The organism is Mesorhizobium sp. B2-1-8, from assembly GCF_006442545.2.
GTDB lineage: Bacteria > Pseudomonadota > Alphaproteobacteria > Rhizobiales > Rhizobiaceae > Mesorhizobium.
In genome coordinates, this window is sequence record NZ_CP083952.1 from 736,888 (window position 1) to 754,640 (window position 17,753).

The window sequence follows — 17,753 nt, forward strand, 5'->3', positions numbered from 1 at the left end:
TCCTCCCTGAGCGGGCAATCAATTAACGTGTGAATTAACTTGACAGGAAGCCGCTTTGTTTGCAAGTCTATATTCAAAATAATGGTTCAAATAATGAACCACATCCAGAGCGTATGGGACAGGCCGATCGGCCGGCAAGCCAAACGGCTTGCAAACAGGAGGGACCAATGTCAGCAATTTCGGAAACGGCGCCGGCCAACAGGCTGCGCAAGAACAGTCTGGGTGTCGGCGCCATCACCTTCATGGTGATCTCGGCGGCGGCGCCGCTCACCGCGGTCGCCGGCGGCACGCCGCTCGGCATGCTGATGGGCAATGGCGCCGGCTTTGCCGGCACCTATCTGATCGTGACGGTGCTGCTGCTCCTGTTCGCGGTCGGCTATGTCGCCATGTCGCGCCATGTCGGCAATGCCGGCGCCTTCTACGCCTACGCGGCGCGCGGCCTCGGCGGTCTGGCCGGCGGCGCCACGGCGCTGATTGCCATCCTGTCCTACAATGCCATGCAGATCGGCGTCATGGGCCTGCTCGGCGCTGCCACCTCCGGGCTGTTCGCCGGCTGGGGCATCAACCTGCCCTGGTGGGTGTGGAGCTTCATCGCCATCGCCATCGTCGCCGTGCTCGGTTATCGCCAGGTCGATCTGTCGGCCAAGATCCTGACGGTGCTGGTGCTGTGCGAATACGCCGTGGTGCTGATCCTTGATCTCACCATCCTCAAGACCGGCGGCGACAGCGGCCTTTCGGCGGCTCCGTTCAGCTGGAGCCAGATCACATCAGGCGCGCCGGCCATAGCCATCCTGTTCTGTTTCGCCGCCTTCATCGGCTTCGAGGCGACGACGATCTACGCCGAGGAAGCCCGCGACCCCAAGGTCACCATTCCGCGCGCCACCTATTTCTCGGTCGTCCTGATCGGCGTCTTCTACACGGTCACGGCCTGGCTGATGGCGGTCGGTGCCGGCGTCGACAAATTGCTGCCGGCGCTGCAGGGCCTGCAGGATCCGACGACTTTCCTGTTCGGCCTGTCCGACCGCTACTCCGGAACGCTGCTGACCCACGCGATGAGCATCCTGTTCGTGTCGAGCCTGTTCGCCGGCGTGCTGGCATTCCACAATGCCGTTGCCCGCTACATCTACGTTTCCGGGCGCGAGAAGCTGCTGCCGCAGTCGATCGGCGTGACGCATTCGGCACATCAGAGTCCGCATGTCGCTTCGGTCATCCAGAGCGTGCTCGCCGCTGTCGTCGTCGGGCTGTTCGCCGTGCTCGGCCTCGATCCCGTGCTGGCGCTCTTCTCGTGGCTGACCAATGTCGCGACGCTCGGCGTCATCGTGATGATGGCGGTCGCCTCGCTCGCCGTGGTGATGTACTTCCGCGCCAACCCGTCGGCCCAGGAGAATGCCGTAAAGACCACGCTCCTGCCCGGGCTGACCTTTATCGCCTTCGCCGTCATCATCTACCTGATCGTCATCAATTTCGGCAGCCTGTCGGGAGCCGGCGGCTTCCTCGGCGTGTTCCTGCCGGGGCTGGTGCTGATCGCGGCGGTGATCGGACTGCTGCTGGCGGGTGCGTTGAAGAGCCGGGATCCGGTCGCCTTCGAAAGCCTCGGTTTGCCGCTGAAGGATTGAACGACCGGTTTCAAAGCATCCAGGGGCGGCGCGAGATGCCGCCCCTCCGACCTCAAAAGGAGCGGCCGGTTTGAGCTTTGCCGAAAACATCACCGTCGAGGCGCTGGAAGCGGACCCCTACCCGATCTATGCCGAAATGAGGCGCAGCGCGCCGGTCGCCTTCGTGCCGTCGGTAAATCTCTGGTTCGTCACCCGTTGGAACGATGTCGAGCTGGTGGCGAAGTCGCCCGACATCTTCTCGGCAATCATCACCAATGGCGTATCGCCCGTCGAGCGCTCCTTCGGCAAGCCGACCATCCTGACCAGCGATGGCGCGGTGCACAAGGACCTTCGCCAGGGCGTCGATCCGAAATACCGGCCGCGCACCGTCGCCTCCTATGCCGGCGATCTCGTGTGCTCGATCGCCGAGCCCTATCTCGACGCGATCGCCGAGCGCGGTTCGGCCGAACTGATGGCCGATTATTTCGAGCCGGTGTCGTCGCTCAGCCTGGCGCGCTCGCTCGGTCTGACAGACATCGACATGCCGACCCTGCGCCGCTGGTTCTATGGGCTCGCCCAGGGCGCCATCAATTTCGAGAACGACCCGAAGCGGCAGCAAATCGCCGACGCGATCGGCGCCGAGGTCGGCGATGCCGTGATGCCGACGCTGGAAAGGCTCGTCCGCGAGCCCGACGATTCCGCGCTGTCGCACATGCTGCATGACGGCATGCTCGAGGGCAAAACCCGGTCCTTCGACCTCCTGATGCCTACCATAAAGGTGATCCTGCTTGGCGGCATGCAGGAGCCGGGCCACGGCGCCGGCTCGATCCTTGTCGGCCTGCTCCGGAATCCCGACCAGTTGCGGCAGGTGCTCGACGATCCCGAAACTTTCGTGCCCAAAGCCGTCGACGAAGGCCTGCGCTGGGTGGCGCCGATCGGTACGCAGACGCGCGAAACGACCCGTGCGGTCGAGATCGGCGGGGCGACGATTCCCGCTGGCGCGCCGGTCGCCGCACTCGTCTCCTCGGCCAGCCGCGACGAGAGCCGCTTTGCCGATCCGGACCGCTTCGACATAAACCGCGACGAGGGCAATCACGCTGCCTTCGGCTTCGGCCATCATTTCTGTTCCGGCCGGTTTTTCGCGCGCGAGCAAATGTGTCTCGCGGTAAGGCTGCTGCTTCAGCGTTTCCCCGATCTCAGGCTGGTGCCCGGCAAGGAGCCGGTGTTCCGCGGCTGGGAGTTCCGGGCGCCAACCACATTGTATGTCAGTTTCGGAGCCGGTTCCCCATGATCAGTCAAAATGCCATCGACACACTGCGCAGGACCGAGATCGGTGCGCGCGGCCTGTTCATCGATGGAGCCCAAGCGGAGGCGGCAAGCGGCGCGACACTGCCTGTCATCTCGCCGATCGATGGCCGCGCCTTCGCCAGCATCGCCGACGGCAATGCAGCCGACATCGACCGCGCCGTGCGCTCGGCGCGCAAGGCGTTCGAGAAGGGTTCATGGTCGCGCGCCGCTCCTGTCTTTCGCAAGAAGGTGCTGACCAGGCTCGCCGAGCTGATCGAAAAGCATGTCGACGAGCTGGCCGTGCTCGGCGTGCGCGACAACGGCACCGAGATCGGCATGGCCTACAAGGCCGAACCGCTGTCGGCCGCCGGCACCATCCGCTACTATGCCGAAGCGATCGACAAGGTCTATGGCGAGATCGCGCCGACGGCCGACAACGTGCTCGGGCTGATCCACAAGGAGCCGCTCGGCGTCGTCGGCGTCATCGTTCCGTGGAATTTTCCGCTGATGATCGGCGCCTGGAAGATCGCGCCGGCGCTGGCCGCCGGCAATTGCGTGGTGGTCAAGCCTCCGGAGATCGCCTCGCTGACGTTGCTGCGGCTGGCGGAACTGGCTGCCGAAGCCGGGCTGCCGGCGGGCGTGCTCAATGTCGTCACCGGCCGGGGCGCGGTCGCTGGAGAGGCGCTTGGCCTGCACATGGATGTCGACGCCATCGCCTTCACCGGCTCTGGGCCGGTCGGCCGGCGGCTGCTTGAATACTCCGCCCGCTCCAATCTGAAACGTGTCTTCCTCGAACTCGGCGGCAAATCGCCCAACCTCGTCTTTGCCGATGCGCCTGACCTGAAACAGGCGGCGGTCGTCTCGGCCAACGGCATCTTCCGCAATTCCGGCCAGGTCTGCGTCGCCGGCTCGCGCCTTCTCGTCCAGTCGTCGGTCTATGATCGCTTCATGGACGAACTGCTCTCGGCGACCACAAGGCTGAAGGTCGGCGACCCGCTCGATCTCGGCAGCGATGTCGGTGCCGTGTCGAGCGCGGAACAGCTGGACAAGAATCTCGGTTTCGTCGCCAAGGCCACGGAAGAAGGCGCAAGGCTGGTCACCGGCGGCGAACGGATCCTGGCCGAGACCGGCGGCAGCTACATGGCGCCGACGATCTTCGAAAGCGTGACGCAGGAGATGCAGCTTGCCCGCGAGGAGGTATTCGGGCCGGTGCTCGGCGTCATGCGCTTCGAGACCGAGGAAGAGGCGGTGCGCCTCGCCAACGCGACCGTCTACGGGCTGGCGTCGGCGGTGTGGAGCGCCAATCTCTCCACCGCGCACCGCATGGTGCGCGCCATCAACGCCGGCGTCGTCCACGTCAACACCTATGGCGGCGCCGACATCACCGTGCCGCTGGGTGGCGTCAAGCAGTCCGGCTTTGGCCGCGACAAGTCCCTGCATGCACTGGAGAAATATCTGGAGCTGAAGACAGCCTGGATCGCGCTTTGAGAGCCCGCCGGTTTTCGCTGAGACTCCGAGGCATCAAGGTCGGCGCCACTATGCGTAATTTGGGAACCACAACGATTTCCGGGTAAGCCGGGCTAGCGCCTCAATCTCACCCCTTCCGGATCGAAGAATGGCATCGGCGCCACCACCGCGCGCGTCGGCTTTCCGTCGATGTCGATGCTGAGCTCGGTGCCGATGGCGGTGAACGGCAGCCGCAGATGCGCTGTCGCCAGCACCTTGCCCAGGGAATAGCCATGGTCGCTGTAGGTGACGACGCCCACATCCTCGCGATCGGCCATCACCCGTGCATCGGTCGCGGCTGATTTGTCGCCGTCGAGGATCAGGCCGGTCCAGCGTTCGCCGAGGCCCCTGTCGCCCACCTTGAGCAGCGCTTCGCGGCCGACGAAATCGCCTTTGTCGAACTTGATCCAACGGTCGAGGCCGACATGGAACGGCGTGCGGGTCTCGTCCATGTCGATGCCATGCGCCGGATAGGCCTTTTCCAGGCCGAGCGTGAACATCGCCAGCACGCCATAGGGTTTCAGGCCGAAGTCCGCTCCCGTCCGCATCAGGGCCTCCCAGACCGAGGTCGCCTCGTCCGCAGGCACGAACAGTTCGAAGCCGAGCTCGCCGGTCACGCCGGTGCGCGAGATCAGCACCCTGGTTTCGCCGACACGCCCCGATGTGAACGCCCAGCGCTTCAAGCCATCAAGATCGGCCTCCGAGACCAGTGCCTTCAGGAGTTCGCGCGAGCGCGGGCCCTGGATGGTCGGGAAGGCGACCGCGGCGGTGATATCGGTGACATAGGCTTTTCGCGCCTGCGCGTGATGCTGGAGCCAGGGCAGCATCTTCAGGCGGTTGACCGACCCAGTCACCAGCATGAAGTGCTCGGGTGCCAGCCGGAACACGGTGAGGTCGTCCATGATGCCACCATCCTCCCGGCAGACCGTGGAATAGCGGACCTGGCCGGCTTTCATGGCGGCGGCATCATTGACGATGACGTGGTTGACCAGCGCTTCGGCGTCCGGACCCTTGATGTCCATCTTGCCCATGGTGCTGAGGTCCTGGACACCGACATTCTCACGAGTGTTCAGGTGCTCGTCGGCGATGCCGGAATAGTATTTGGCCGAGATGAAATCGCCGCCGACCCGGCCCATGGTCGCACCCAGCCCGACGATGCTGCTGTAGAAAGGGGAACGCCGCTCGGCCAAGGAAGTCTCCACGCTTGTCATTGGAAAATACGTGCTTTTGGATCGCCGGCGGAGACGGAAACGACATGCGCTGCGCCGATCCCGGCGGGAACTCGGTCGACCTCTCGTGAGCTTACGGCGATTGTTGCTAGCGATCACGCTTTTCGACTGCGTTCAAAGCAGCCAAACCCTGCGGAGCCAGCTCTCCTCCAACCAGATATGTTTGGATCAGTTGCTCATCCTGTGAGCTCCTATAGGCGGGAGGAATGCCTCTTACCTGACTTGGCATGTCCCAATCGAGTGGCCGCTCCCTAAGCGAGAACCACTTACATCGCCTCATCTCGATCCAGTGCCGCCGGAAAGACAAACAGTTTTCTAGCATGTCGTCTTCATAGCCGAACTCTACGCCACAACAGGGGCATATATCGTGGGTCGGCTCCTTGCCGCTTTCTCCCCATGGCACATCAGGAAATTGATCAAGGCCACAAACGCGGCACTTGAATCTGTCCTGAGCATTATTCGAGCTGTCCATCCAGGGCGACCCCAAACAATTCCTTGGCCTGTTCTGATGTATAGTATCCCAGCCTGACATCCTCGGCGACCTGTTTCGGATCACGCTCACTCGGATCGCCATAGCCGCCACCGCCCGGCGTGCCGACGCGCACGCGGTCGCCGGCCTTCAGCGGGATGTCCTGCTCCTTGGAGAGGTGCGGCGGTATGTGTTGCCCGCCATTGCGGAAGACGGTCACGCTGTTGGGCTCGCCGTCCCCACCGCCGAGGGCGCCTTGCGGGCCGAAGCGGCCGTGATCCATGACGAAAGAGGCACGCGCCTCGCCGCGCAGAATCTCGACCTCATAGGCGAGGCCGAAACCGCCGCGATGCTTGCCGGCGCCGCCCGAGCCTTCGCGCAAGGCATAGTGCCGGTAGAGCACCGGAAAGGCCTGCTCCATGATCTCGACCGGCGGCGACTTGGAGATGCCGATGGTCGAGCAGCCATTGGTCAGGCCGTCATGGCCTGAATTGCCGCCATAACCGCCGCCGGAGATCTGGTACATGACGTAGTCACGGCCGCGCGCCGGGTCGTTGCCGCCGAGCGCGAAATTGCCGCTGGAGCCTGCTGGAGCCGCCGTCACCTTGTCGGGCAGCGCCTGCACCATGGCCGCGAACACCGCCTCGGCGATGCGCTGCGAGACCTCGGCCGCACAGCCCGAGACCGGACGCGGGTATTTCGCGTCGAGGAAGGTGCCTTCCGGCCGCTTGACCTGGAGCGGCTCGAAGGCGCCGGCGCTGATCGGCACGTCCGGGAAGATATGGCGCATGGCGAGATAGACGGACGACAATGTCGTCGCCAGCACGCTGTTCATCGGCCCGGCACAGGGCTTTGACGAACCGGCGAAATCGAAGGTCAGCGTGTCGCCCTTTTTCTCGACGGCGAGTGCGATAGTCAGCGGTTCGTTGACCACGCCGTCGGAATCGACAAAAGCCTTGGAGCGGTAGGTGCCGTCAGGAATGGCCGCGATGTTGGCGCGCATCTGTTCGGCGGCACGGCGGCGCAGTTCGGCGATCGCCTCGACGACGGTTTCGTCTCCGTAACGATCCAGGATTCCATTGAGCCGATCCTGGCCGATCAGCAGCGCGGCGGCCTGGGCCCTGATGTCGCCGATGCGCTGATCGGCAACCCGGATGTTGGAGCAGATGATGGCGTAGATTTCGGAATCGAGCACGCCCTTCTTGAACAGTTTTACCGGCGGCAGCCGCAGGCCTTCCTGCTCGACGGCGGTTGCGGACGCGGAGAAGCCTCCCGGAACGGAACCGCCGATATCGGGCCAATGGCCGGTGTTCGACAGCCAGCAGAAGATCTTTTCACCGCGATAGACCGGCATGGCGAAACGCACATCCATCAGATGCGTGCCGCCGAGATAGGGATCGTTGACGATGTAGATGTCGCCCGGCTCCGGAGCCAGGCAGCGGCCGTCGGCGATCATCTCGATGACCGTCCTGGTCGAATATTGCATGACGCCGACGAACACCGGCAGGCCCTGACTGCCCTGTGCGATCAGCGAGCCGTCTACCGCTGAATAGATGCCGTCCGAGCGGTCATTGGCCTCGGCGATCACCGGCGAGAAGGCGGCACGCGAAAAGGTCAGGTCCATTTCGTCGCAGACCTGCTGCAGGGCCGCCTGGAGAACCGAAAGGGTAATGGCGTCGAGCTTCATTTCAGGCCTCGCCAATGTCGATGACGATGTTGCCGTCGGCGTCCGGTCGCGCGCGGTCGCCGGGTTCCAGCACGGTGGTTGCGTCCATCTGTTCGAGGATCGCCGGCCCTTCTATGACAGCGTCGAGCGGCAGCTTTTCCCTGATATAGACCGGCGTGTCATACCAGCGTCCGCCATACCAGACCGGCCTGATTTCGCGCCGCGCCTCTTCGAGCGTCTTTGACCGCCCGGCCGGGTCGATCAGTCGCGACAGATCGATCGCCGGGCGCACGCCGGTGACCGAGGTGTTGAGATTGACGAGGTTGGCGCGGATTTCCGGCAGTTCTACCTTGAAGCGGGCGAAATAGGCCTTTTCGAACAGGGACTGCAATTCGTGCCGGGTCACCGACGAGGACGGCAACGGCACGTTGATGATGTGGGTCTGGCCGACGAACTGCATGTCGGCGGAGTGAGTGACGCGGATCGTTTCCGGCTTCACCGCTTCCTTGGCGATCAGCTCCTCGCCTTCGTTCCGGTGCCGTTCCAATACCTGGTGGAGCCGGGCTTCATCGAGCACAGCCACGGGCTGGTTGATGGTGTTGACGAAGTCGTGGCGCAGATCGGCGACGACGCAGCCGAGCGCGTTGGTGATGCCGGGACGCGCCGGCACCAGCACTTTGGGCAAGCCGAGTTCGCGGGCGAGCGCCGTGGCATGCAATGGGCCCGCGCCGCCGAAGGCGAATAGGGCGAAGTCGCGGGGGTCGTGGCCGCGCGACACCGAGACCATGCGGATGGCGCCGGCCATCTTCATGTTGCCGAGCCTGAGCACCGCGCCCGCGGCCTCGACACCCGACAGGCCCGTCGCCTTGCCGATCCTGTCCTCGAAGATGCCGGTGACGCGCTCCGACGTGACCGGATTGTCGACTGCGAGCAGCTTCTTCGGCGCCAGCCGGCCGAGCACCAGATTGGCGTCGGTGATCGTCGGCTCGGTCCCGCCGCGCCCGTAACAGACCGGGCCGGGATTGGCGCCCGCACTTTCCGGACCGATCTGGATCAGGCCGGCCGCATCGACGCGGGCGATCGAGCCGCCGCCGGCGCCGACCGTATGCACCGCCACCATCGGCACATGGATCGGCATGGCGTATTCGATCTCGATCTCGTTCGAAACAGCCGGCTCGGCGTTGCGGATCAGCGCCACGTCGGTCGAAGTGCCGCCCATGTCGTAGGTGACGAGATTTTGGAAGCCGGCGCGCTTGCCCGTATAGGCGGCGGCGATGACGCCGGAGGCGGGGCCCGACATCACGGTCTTGGCCGATTCACGTGTGACGAAGCGCGCCGAGATCATGCCGCCATTGCCGTTCATGATGAGAAAATCGCGGGCATAACCCTTGTCGGCCAATTCCTTGCGCAGGCGCTCGACATAGCGCTCCAGGATCGGTTGCACCGAGGCGTTGACCGATGCCGTCACCCCACGCTCGAATTCGCGCGCTTCCGACAGCAGCGCATGGCCGGTGGTGATGTAACCGTTCGGCCAAAGCTCGGCGGCGATTTCGGCCGCGCGCCGCTCATGTGACGGGTTGGCGTAGGAATGCAGGAAATGGATGACGAGGGATTCGCAGCCGGCCGCGATGAGCGCCTGCACCGCCGCGCCCATCTCGGCCTCGTCGAGCGGCGTGCGGACGGCGCCTGATGCCTCGACGCGTTCGGACACTTCTAGGCGCAAATTGCGCGGGATGATCGGGACAAAGGTTCCGGTCATGCCATAGGGCTGCGGCCGCGTGCGCCGGCCGAGCTCGATCACGTCGCGAAAACCGCGCGTGGTGATCATGCCGGTCTTGGCCAGCCGGCGCTCCAGCACCGCATTGGTGGTGGTGGTCGTGCCATGCACGATGAGGTCGATGCCGTCGACCGGAAAGCCGGTGGCGCCGAGCGCCGAAACCACGCCGAAGGCCTGGTTGTCGACCGTGGTCGGGGTCTTGGCCAGATACACCTTGCCACCGTCCCTGCCGTCGATCAGAAGCAGGTCGGTGAAGGTTCCGCCGACATCGATGCCGGCGACGACGCTGCCCAGGGAATCCGGCGGCTGCACCGAAAAATTCTCTTTCATTGTCGAAACCCGAAATGCTGGGACTACGGATATGCCACAGTTTGGAAAGGTGTTTTACGGCGGCATCTTGACGCAAATATCGTTTGTATACTAATAAATTCCGGACACAAGAGCTTACCGCTTCGGTAGCGTGCATGGCACGCCGGAACCTGAATGGTCCGGGCGCGCACGGGAAAGTTTGGCGCCCGCGTCTGTAATTGGGCGAGAAGGTTGGAATTGATGAATACCACGCCCGCGTTCAATACCGCTGAAGCCCGCCCGCTACAGTTTCCGATTCCGGCCAATGTCTATGCCGAAACCGTCGTCTCGGTGAAGCACTACACCGACCGGCTGTTCTCGTTCCGCATCACGCGCCCGCAGTCGCTGCGTTTCCGCTCCGGCGAATTCGTCATGATCGGCCTGCCCAATGCCGAGAAGCCGGTGTACCGCGCCTACTCCGTCGCCAGCCCGGCCTGGGACGAAGAGCTGGAATTCTTCTCGATCAAGGTACCGGATGGCCCGCTGACCTCGGAACTGCAGAAGATCCAGGTCGGCGACACGGTCATCATGCGCCAGAAGTCCACCGGCACGCTGGTGGTCGACGCACTGACCCCGGCCAAGCGCCTGTTCATGATCTCGACCGGCACCGGCATCGCGCCCTTCGCCAGCCTGCTGCGCGACCCCGACACCTACGAGAAATTCGATCAGCTGATCCTGACCCACACCTGCCGCGACAATGCCGAGCTGATCTACGGCCAGGAGTTGGTGGCGGCACTGGAAAGCGACCCGCTGATCGGCGAGCTGACCGCCGGCCGCGTCACGCTGTACAATTCGACGACCCGCGAGGAGTCGGCGCGCATGGGCCGCATCACCGCGCTGATCGGCTCCGGCAAGTTCTACAGCGATCTCGGCATCGAGAAGCTCGATCCAGAGACCGACCGCATCATGATCTGCGGCTCGATGCACATGCTGAAGGACGTCAAGGAGCTGGCCGAAAGCCTCGGCTTCCAGGAAGGCTCGCTCAGCCATCCCTCGAGCTTCGTCGTCGAGCGCGCCTTCGTCGGCTGAGGCTGGCGCTTCTCTCGTCAATCGAGTTTTGACCTTCCGGTCAAAAATCAGCTGCTTTCGCGGCCTTTTTCAGCTATCCCTCGCTTGAGGACTCGTGAAGCGCGGCTTCGCGGGCTATCTTCGTGCGTGTCGCCCAAAGTGCCGAACGGCTTTGGGAGAACGATGCGCACCAAGAGCGCACGCCGCTGAATGAAAGGGCAGGAGATGAGCAGCACAATCCGCGAAGCCGATCTTGGCACCAAGGTGACGCCGCTGCCGGCACGCGCCGCCGCCAACACGCCGGTGCCGCTGGACCATCACATCGCGCGCAATCCCGGCCTGAAACTCGACCTCGGTTTTCTGGAATCGGTGCGCAGCGTCAACCGCTCGGCGCTGGAACGCCGCGTCGCCAGCCTGACCAAGCGGCGCTCGATCAAGGCCGACAACCAGGCCGCCTGGCTGCTGCGGGCGATCGCCTGCATGGACCTGACGACGCTCAACTCCAACGATACCGAGGAGCGCGTGCGCCGGCTCTGCGCCAAGGCGATCAACCCGCTGCGCCGCGACATCATGGAAGGCCTCGGCATTGCGGGCGAGACCATCCGGCCCGCCGCCGTCTGCGTCTACCACCCCTTCGTCGCCACGGCTGTCGACGCCGTGCGCGGCACCGGCATCCATGTCGCCGCCGTCTCCACTGCCTTCCCGCATGGCCTGGCGCCGCTGTCGACCCGGCTGCAGGAGATCGAGGCCTCGGTGAAGGACGGCGCCGACGAGATCGACGTCGTCATCCCGCGCGGCCTGGTGTTCGGCGCCAAGTGGCGCGAGCTCTACAACGAGATCGTCTCGATGCGGGCCGCCTGCGGGGACGCGCATCTGAAGGTGATTTTGGGTACAGGCGACCTCGCCACGCTGCGCAATGTCATGCTGGCCTCGATGGTGGCGATGATGGCGGGCGCCGATTTCATCAAGACCTCGACCGGCAAGGAAAGCGTCAACGCTACGCTGCCGGTCGGGCTTGCCATGGTGCGCGCCATCAGGGCCTATTTCGAGGAGACCGGCTATCTCATCGGCTTCAAGCCGGCCGGCGGCATTTCCACCGCGAAAGTGTCGCTCGACTGGCTGGTGCTGATGAAGGAAGAGCTCGGCCGGCCATGGCTGGAGCCGGAGCTGTTCCGCTTCGGCGCCTCCAGCCTGCTGACCGATATCGAGCGCCAGCTCGAGCATCATCTGACCGGGCATTATTCGGCCAATCATCGCCACGCGATGGCTTGAGGCGAGCGAGGCTTTGAACGTGGAGCCCTACGGCGAAGAAATGCTTCCCGAGACAATTATCTGGAGCGCCCCATGAACATTCTCGAACGCTATCACGCCATGGAATACGGCCCGGCGCCGGAGGCCCGCAACGAGGCGGATGCCTGGCTCGCGGCGCGCGAATTCGGCAAGGCGCTGTTCATCGGCGGCGACTGGAAAGCCGCCAGTGGCGGCAAGACTTTCGACACCAGCGAACCGTCTTCCGGCAAGCTGCTGGCCAAAGTCTCCGACGCCAATGCCGCCGATATCGACGCGGCGGTCGCTGCGGCCACCAAGGCGCTACCGAAATGGAGCGCCAGTTCGGGCTACCAGCGCGCGAAAGTGCTCTACGCCATCGGCCGGGCCATGCAGCGCCACCAGCGCCTGTTCGCCGTGCTTGAGACAATCGACAACGGCAAGCCGATCCGCGAAAGCCGCGATATCGACGTGCCGCTGGCGATCCGCCATTTCATTCATCATGCCGGCTGGGCGCAGGCGCTGGACCGGGATTTCCCCGGCCACAAGGGTGTCGGCGTCGTCGGCCAGATCATCCCGTGGAATTTCCCGCTGCTGATGCTGGCCTGGAAGATCGCGCCGGCGCTTGCGGCGGGCTGCACCGTGGTGCTGAAGCCGGCCGAATTCACGCCGCTCACATCGATCCTGTTCGCCGAGATCTGCGAACGTGCCGGCGTGCCGAAGGGCGTCGTCAATATCGTGCAGGGCGGTCCGGAAGCAGGTGCGGCCATCGTCAACCATCCCGGCATCCAGAAGATCGCCTTCACCGGTTCGTCGGAAGTCGGCAAGATCATTCGGAAAGCCACCGTCGGGTCGGGCAAAAAACTGTCGCTGGAGCTCGGCGGCAAGTCGGCCTTCATCGTCTTCGAGGACGCCGATCTCGACAGCGCCGTCGAAGGGCTGGTCGACGGCATCTGGTTCAACCAGGGCCAAGTCTGCTGCGCTGGTTCGCGCCTGCTGGTGCAGGAAGGCATCGCCGACGCCTTGATCGCCAAGGTCAAGACGCGGATGAGCCGGCTGCGTGTCGGCAGCCCGCTCGACAAGAACACCGATATCGGCCCGCTGGTCGACCTGACCCAGCTCGACCGAGTCAAGGGGCTGATCGCCGAGGGCGCCAGGCAGGGCGCCGTCTGCTGGCAGCCGGACGCGGCGCTGCCGTCGTCGGGTTACTATCACCTGCCGACGCTTGCAACGGGTGTTTCGCCGGCTAATATCCTGGCGCAGGAAGAGGTGTTCGGGCCGGTGCTCGCCACCATGACCTTCCGCAACACCGAGGAAGCGATCGAGCTCGCCAACAACACGCGCTATGGGCTGGCGGCCTCGGTGTGGAGCGAGAACGTCAACCTTGCCCTCCATGTGGCGCCGCAATTGAAGGCCGGCGTGGTCTGGGTCAACGGCACCAACATGTTCGACGCTGCCTGCGGCTTTGGCGGCTACCGCGAGAGCGGCTTCGGCCGCGAAGGCGGGCGCGAAGGCATGTTCGAGTATCTTTCGGCGAAACTGCCGCTAGGCCCGGTGATCAAGCCGGCGACGTCTTCGGCGCAGCCCGTCGATCAGACGGATGGCGCTGATATCGACCGCACGGCTAAGCTGTTCATCGGCGGCAAGCAGGTGCGTCCGGACGGCAATTACTCGATTGCCGTCGCCACCGCCAAGGGCAAGCTTGCCGGCGAGGTCGGGCTCGGCAGCCGCAAGGATATCCGCGATGCGGTTTCGGCCGCCCGCGCCTGCAAGAGCTGGCCGGAAGCGACCGCCTATAACAGGTCCCAGGTGCTTTATTACCTGGCCGAAAACCTTTCCGGCCGTGCAAGCGAGTTTGCCGCCCGCCTTGCCGAGTTGACAGGCGCCAATGCCAAGGCCGCGCGGGACGAGGTGGAACTCTCGATCGAACGGCTGTTCCTCTATGCCGGCCTTGCCGACAAGTTCGAAGGCCGCGTCCACCAGCCGCCAGCCAGGGCCGTGACGCTGGCACTGCACGAGCCGGTCGGCGTCGTCGGCATCGTCGCGCCGGACAATCAGCCCCTGCTCGGCTTCATCTCGCTGGTCGCGCCGGCGCTGGCCATGGGCAACATGGTGGTCGCCGTGCCGTCGGAACGGTATCCGCTGCTGGCCACCGATCTCTATCAGGTCATCGAATATTCCGACGTGCCGGCCGGCGCCATCAACATCGTCACCGGCCGCAGCGCCGAACTTGCCGGCGTGCTGGCCAAGCACGACGACGTCGACGGGCTCTGGCTGTTTGCTGACGCCGATACCTGCGCCAAGGCGGAAGCCGACTCCATCGGCAATCTCAAGCGCGTGTGGAGCGGCAATGGCCGCAGCCTCGACTGGGCCTCGGAAGAAGCCGCCGGCGACGCGTTGCTGCGCCGCGCCATCGAGGTGAAGAATGTCTGGGTGCCTTATGGCGATTGAACGCTGTCGTTCGGGCTTGACGGGCGGGTATATGTTCTTTAACGAGAAAAAACATCTTTATCAGTGAACTGGCACAGGCCGCATAATGGCGCCTGACTGGCACATGACGCCTTCGCCGGCCGCCGATAGAGGCAGTTGACCCAAGCAGGCGAGGAAAACATGGCGGATCTGGCAGGCAAGGTCGTTGTCATCACGGCAGCGGCGCAAGGCATCGGCAAGGCAAGCGCGCTGGCCTTCGCCAAGGCTGGCGCCACCGTCCACGCCACCGACATCAACGAGACGCTGCTGGCGGAACTCGCCAGGACCTCCGGCATCAAGACTCGCAAGGTCGACGTGCTCAACGACGAGGCGGTCAACGCCGCCTTTGCCGAGATCGGCGCCGTCGACGTGCTGTTCAACTGCGCCGGCTTCGTTCATTCGGGCTCGATCCTGGAGATGAAGGACGCCGATCTCGATTTCGCCTTCAATCTCAACGTGCGCGCCATGATCCGCACCATCCGCGCCGTGCTGCCCGGCATGCTGGAGCGTGGCGACGGATCGATCATCAACATGGCCTCGCTCGCCAGCTCGACCAAGGGTGTGCCGAACCGCTTCGCCTATGGCGTTACCAAGGCGGCGGTCATCGGCCTGACCAAGGCGGTCGCGGCCGACTATGTCGGCAAGGGCATACGCTGCAACGCCATCTGCCCCGGCACGGTCGAAAGCCCGTCGCTGCAGGACCGCATGCATGCCCAGGGCGACTATGACGCCGCCCGCGCTGCCTTCATCGCCCGCCAGCCGATGGGCCGGCTCGGCACACCGGAAGAGATTGCCGATCTCGCCGTGTATCTGGCCGGCGCCACTTACACATCGGGGCAGGCCTATAATATCGACGGTGGCTGGTCGATCTGAGCGCCGCCCGGGGACAAAGATCGGGCTTGACGAAGGATCGGGAAGTCTGAAAACCGGCTAGCCGGCCGTCAAAGCAGGCTGTCCGCGCTTGTCGTGAAGCAGGCCGGTGGCTACGGTCCGCCCGGTTCCGGAAGGGCTGATGCCTCGGCGGAGAGTTTTAGAACGGCCACGAGGTCGCAATCAGGAGAAGATGCATGAAACTGCTGCGCTATGGCGAGATGGGGAGCGAACGTCCCGGCCTGCTCGATGCGGATGGAACGATCCGCGATCTCTCCGCCCATGTCGCCGATATTGCCGGCACCACGCTTCATCCGGCGTCGCTGGACATGCTGTCGAAGCTCGACGCGAAGTCGCTGCCGGTGGTTCCCGGCAAGCCGCGCCTTGGCGCCTGCGTTGCCGGCACCGGCAAGTTCATCTGCATCGGCCTCAACTATTCCGACCACGCCGCCGAGACCGGCGCCACCGTGCCGCCTGAGCCGATCATCTTCATGAAGGCAAGCTCGGCCATCGTCGGCCCGGACGACGACGTGCTGATCCCGCGCGGCTCCGAGAAGACCGACTGGGAAGTCGAGCTCGGCGTGGTCATCGGCAAAACCGCGAAATACGTCAGCGAGGCCGACGCGCTCGACTACGTCGCCGGCTACTGCGTCGCCCATGACGTGTCCGAACGCGCCTTCCAGGCCGAGCGCCAGGGCCAGTGGACCAAGGGCAAGAGCTGCGACACGTTCGGCCCGACCGGCCCGTGGCTGGTGACCAAGGATGAAGTGGCCGACCCGCAGAATCTGAAAATGTGGCTGACCGTCAACGGCAAGACGATGCAGAACGGCTCGACCAGGACCATGGTCTATGGCGTTGCCTACCTCGTCTCCTACCTCAGCCAGTTCATGTCGCTGCACCCCGGCGACATTATTTCGACAGGCACCCCGCCCGGCGTCGGCCTCGGCATGAAGCCGCCGGTGTTCTTGAAGGCCGGCGACGTGGTGGAACTGGGCATCGAAGGGCTCGGCCAGCAGAAGCAGACGTTCAGGGCTGATATTTAAGGGCGCCCTTTCCTTCTCCCCTTGTGGGAGAAGGTGGATCGGCGCGCAGCGCCGAGACGGTTGAGGGGTGCGTGACGGATCGCCGTCATTGCCAAGCTGGAGCACCCCTCATCCGGCCGCTTCGCGGCCACCTTCTCCCACAAGGGGAGAAGGCAAGAAGCGTCGGCGCCTGCCTACTTCAGCACCTTCCCGTCAGCCCCGAACCGATACGTCTTCGCCGGATCCGGCGTCGCGTAAAGCGTCGCACCCGGCTCCGCGTCGTACACGCCGAAAATCCGCACGGTGATCAGCCCGGCCTTCTCGCAATCGAGATAAAGATTGGTGTCGGCGCCGAGATGCTCGGCGTGGACGACAGTGCCTTTCCAGGCGCCCGATTTCGGATCGACGGTCAGGTGCTCCGGCCGCACGCCGATGGTCTTGGCCGTCTCGCCGAGCCGGGCGCCGTCGACGAAATTCATCTTCGGCGAACCGATGAAACCGGCGACGAATTCGTTTGCCGGCGAATTGTAGAGCTCCATCGGGCCGCCGATCTGCTCGATCTTTCCGGCGTTGAGCACGACGATCTTGTCGGCGAGCGTCATCGCCTCGACCTGGTCGTGGGTGACGTAGATCATCGTCGCCTTCAGCCGGCGATGCAGCTGCGCGATTTCCAGCCGCGTGTTGACGCGCAGTGCCGCGTCAAGGTTCGACAAAGGCTCATCGAACAGGAACAGCTTTGGTTCGCGCACTACGGCGCGGCCGATGGCGACGCGCTGGCGCTGGCCGCCGGAGAGTTCCGCCGGCCGCCTTTCGAGATAGGGCTCCAGCGACAGCATGGACGAGGCGATGCCGATGCGACGGTCGATCTCCGTCGCAGGGGTGTTCGCCTGCTTGAGGCCGAGGCCCATATTGTTCTTCACCGTCAGATGCGGATAGAGCGCATAGGTCTGAAACACCATGGCGATGCCGCGCTTGGCAGGCGGGGTGACGGAGACATCCTCGCTATCGATCAGCACCCGGCCGGAGGTCGAATCCTCCAGCCCGGCGATGACGCGGAGCAAGGTCGACTTGCCGCAGCCCGAAGGGCCGACGAAGACGACGAACTCGCCATCCGTCACTTCGAGGTCGATGCCCTTCAGCACCTCGACCGGCCCAAAAGCCTTCTTCACATTCTCGATCTTCAGCGAGCCCACGGCAGTCCTCCAAATTGATGAGTGGGCGCGAAAGCACCCCCCTCTGGC

12 protein-coding genes are annotated in these 17,753 nt (G+C 64.4%); 8 read left to right on the forward strand and 4 right to left on the reverse strand.

Annotated features, from left to right (window positions below; translation table 11 throughout):
* The first annotated feature begins 167 nt into the window (after positions 1–167).
* The 3 genes from FJ970_RS03520 to FJ970_RS03530 all read left to right on the forward strand — a co-directional run bounded on the left by FJ970_RS03520 (position 168) and on the right by FJ970_RS03530 (position 4,370).
* Positions 168–1,616 carry an APC family permease gene (locus tag FJ970_RS03520; RefSeq protein ID WP_140760411.1) on the forward strand — a complete coding sequence of 483 codons (1,449 nt, stop codon included), beginning with the start codon at positions 168–170 and terminating at the stop codon, positions 1,614–1,616.
* 70 nt (positions 1,617–1,686) lie between these two features.
* Positions 1,687–2,886, forward strand: a complete 1,200-nt coding sequence (locus tag FJ970_RS03525) for a cytochrome P450 (protein WP_140760409.1) — start codon at positions 1,687–1,689, stop codon at positions 2,884–2,886.
* Positions 2,883–4,370, forward strand: a complete 1,488-nt coding sequence (locus tag FJ970_RS03530; RefSeq protein WP_140760407.1) for an aldehyde dehydrogenase — start codon at positions 2,883–2,885, stop codon at positions 4,368–4,370. Before FJ970_RS03525 ends, FJ970_RS03530 begins: the two co-directional genes overlap by 4 nt.
* Before the next feature lie 92 nt (positions 4,371–4,462).
* Here FJ970_RS03530 and FJ970_RS03535 read toward each other — a convergent pair whose 3' ends face one another.
* The 3 genes from FJ970_RS03535 to FJ970_RS03545 form a co-directional block, all read right to left on the reverse strand.
* A complete protein-coding gene (locus FJ970_RS03535; RefSeq protein WP_181178682.1) occupies positions 4,463–5,578 on the reverse strand; it encodes an aminomethyltransferase family protein in 1,116 nt (371 codons plus the stop codon).
* A gap of 494 nt (positions 5,579–6,072) precedes the next feature.
* Positions 6,073–7,773, reverse strand: a complete 1,701-nt coding sequence (locus tag FJ970_RS03540) for a hydantoinase B/oxoprolinase family protein (protein WP_140760402.1) — start codon at positions 7,771–7,773, stop codon at positions 6,073–6,075.
* A gap of 1 nt (position 7,774) precedes the next feature.
* Entirely contained in the window at positions 7,775–9,859 is a 2,085-nt protein-coding gene (locus FJ970_RS03545) for a hydantoinase/oxoprolinase family protein (protein ID WP_140760399.1), read from the reverse strand.
* Between the two features lie 219 nt (positions 9,860–10,078).
* Between FJ970_RS03545 and FJ970_RS03550 the strand changes: the two genes are divergently transcribed.
* From FJ970_RS03550 to FJ970_RS03570, 5 genes are all read left to right on the forward strand, one after another.
* On the forward strand, positions 10,079–10,906 hold the full coding sequence (locus FJ970_RS03550; protein WP_140760397.1) for a ferredoxin--NADP reductase: 828 nt from the start codon (positions 10,079–10,081) through the stop codon (positions 10,904–10,906).
* Positions 10,907–11,110: 204 nt separating this feature from the next.
* Positions 11,111–12,157, forward strand: coding sequence for a deoxyribose-phosphate aldolase (gene deoC / locus FJ970_RS03555; RefSeq protein WP_127871140.1), 1,047 nt, complete (start codon positions 11,111–11,113; stop codon positions 12,155–12,157).
* A 72-nt stretch (positions 12,158–12,229) separates the two neighbouring features.
* Complete coding sequence (locus FJ970_RS03560) at positions 12,230–14,602, forward strand: aldehyde dehydrogenase family protein (RefSeq protein ID WP_140760394.1); 2,373 nt, start codon at positions 12,230–12,232, stop codon at positions 14,600–14,602.
* 159 nt (positions 14,603–14,761) lie between these two features.
* On the forward strand, positions 14,762–15,493 hold the full coding sequence (locus FJ970_RS03565; RefSeq protein ID WP_140760392.1) for an SDR family oxidoreductase: 732 nt from the start codon (positions 14,762–14,764) through the stop codon (positions 15,491–15,493).
* A 194-nt stretch (positions 15,494–15,687) separates the two neighbouring features.
* Positions 15,688–16,533, forward strand: a complete 846-nt coding sequence (locus FJ970_RS03570) for a fumarylacetoacetate hydrolase family protein (protein WP_140760391.1) — start codon at positions 15,688–15,690, stop codon at positions 16,531–16,533.
* Between the two features lie 173 nt (positions 16,534–16,706).
* Here FJ970_RS03570 and FJ970_RS03575 read toward each other — a convergent pair whose 3' ends face one another.
* Entirely contained in the window at positions 16,707–17,705 is a 999-nt protein-coding gene (locus FJ970_RS03575; protein ID WP_140760388.1) for an ABC transporter ATP-binding protein, read from the reverse strand.
* Positions 17,706–17,753 lie beyond the last annotated feature (48 nt).

Bases quoted from the DNA above. Each gene is read 5' to 3' on its own strand.
- FJ970_RS03520 (WP_140760411.1), top strand. From the start codon at position 168: ATGTCAGCAATTTCGGAAACGGCGCCGGCCAACAGGCTGCGCAAGAAC.
- FJ970_RS03530 (WP_140760407.1), top strand. From the start codon at position 2,883: ATGATCAGTCAAAATGCCATCGACACACTGCGCAGGACCGAGATCGGT.
- FJ970_RS03540 (WP_140760402.1), bottom strand. From the start codon at position 7,773: ATGAAGCTCGACGCCATTACCCTTTCGGTTCTCCAGGCGGCCCTGCAG.
- FJ970_RS03545 (WP_140760399.1), bottom strand. From the start codon at position 9,859: ATGAAAGAGAATTTTTCGGTGCAGCCGCCGGATTCCCTGGGCAGCGTC.
- FJ970_RS03550 (WP_140760397.1), top strand. From the start codon at position 10,079: ATGAATACCACGCCCGCGTTCAATACCGCTGAAGCCCGCCCGCTACAG.
- deoC (WP_127871140.1), top strand. From the start codon at position 11,111: ATGAGCAGCACAATCCGCGAAGCCGATCTTGGCACCAAGGTGACGCCG.
- FJ970_RS03560 (WP_140760394.1), top strand. From the start codon at position 12,230: ATGAACATTCTCGAACGCTATCACGCCATGGAATACGGCCCGGCGCCG.
- FJ970_RS03565 (WP_140760392.1), top strand. From the start codon at position 14,762: ATGGCGGATCTGGCAGGCAAGGTCGTTGTCATCACGGCAGCGGCGCAA.
- FJ970_RS03570 (WP_140760391.1), top strand. From the start codon at position 15,688: ATGAAACTGCTGCGCTATGGCGAGATGGGGAGCGAACGTCCCGGCCTG.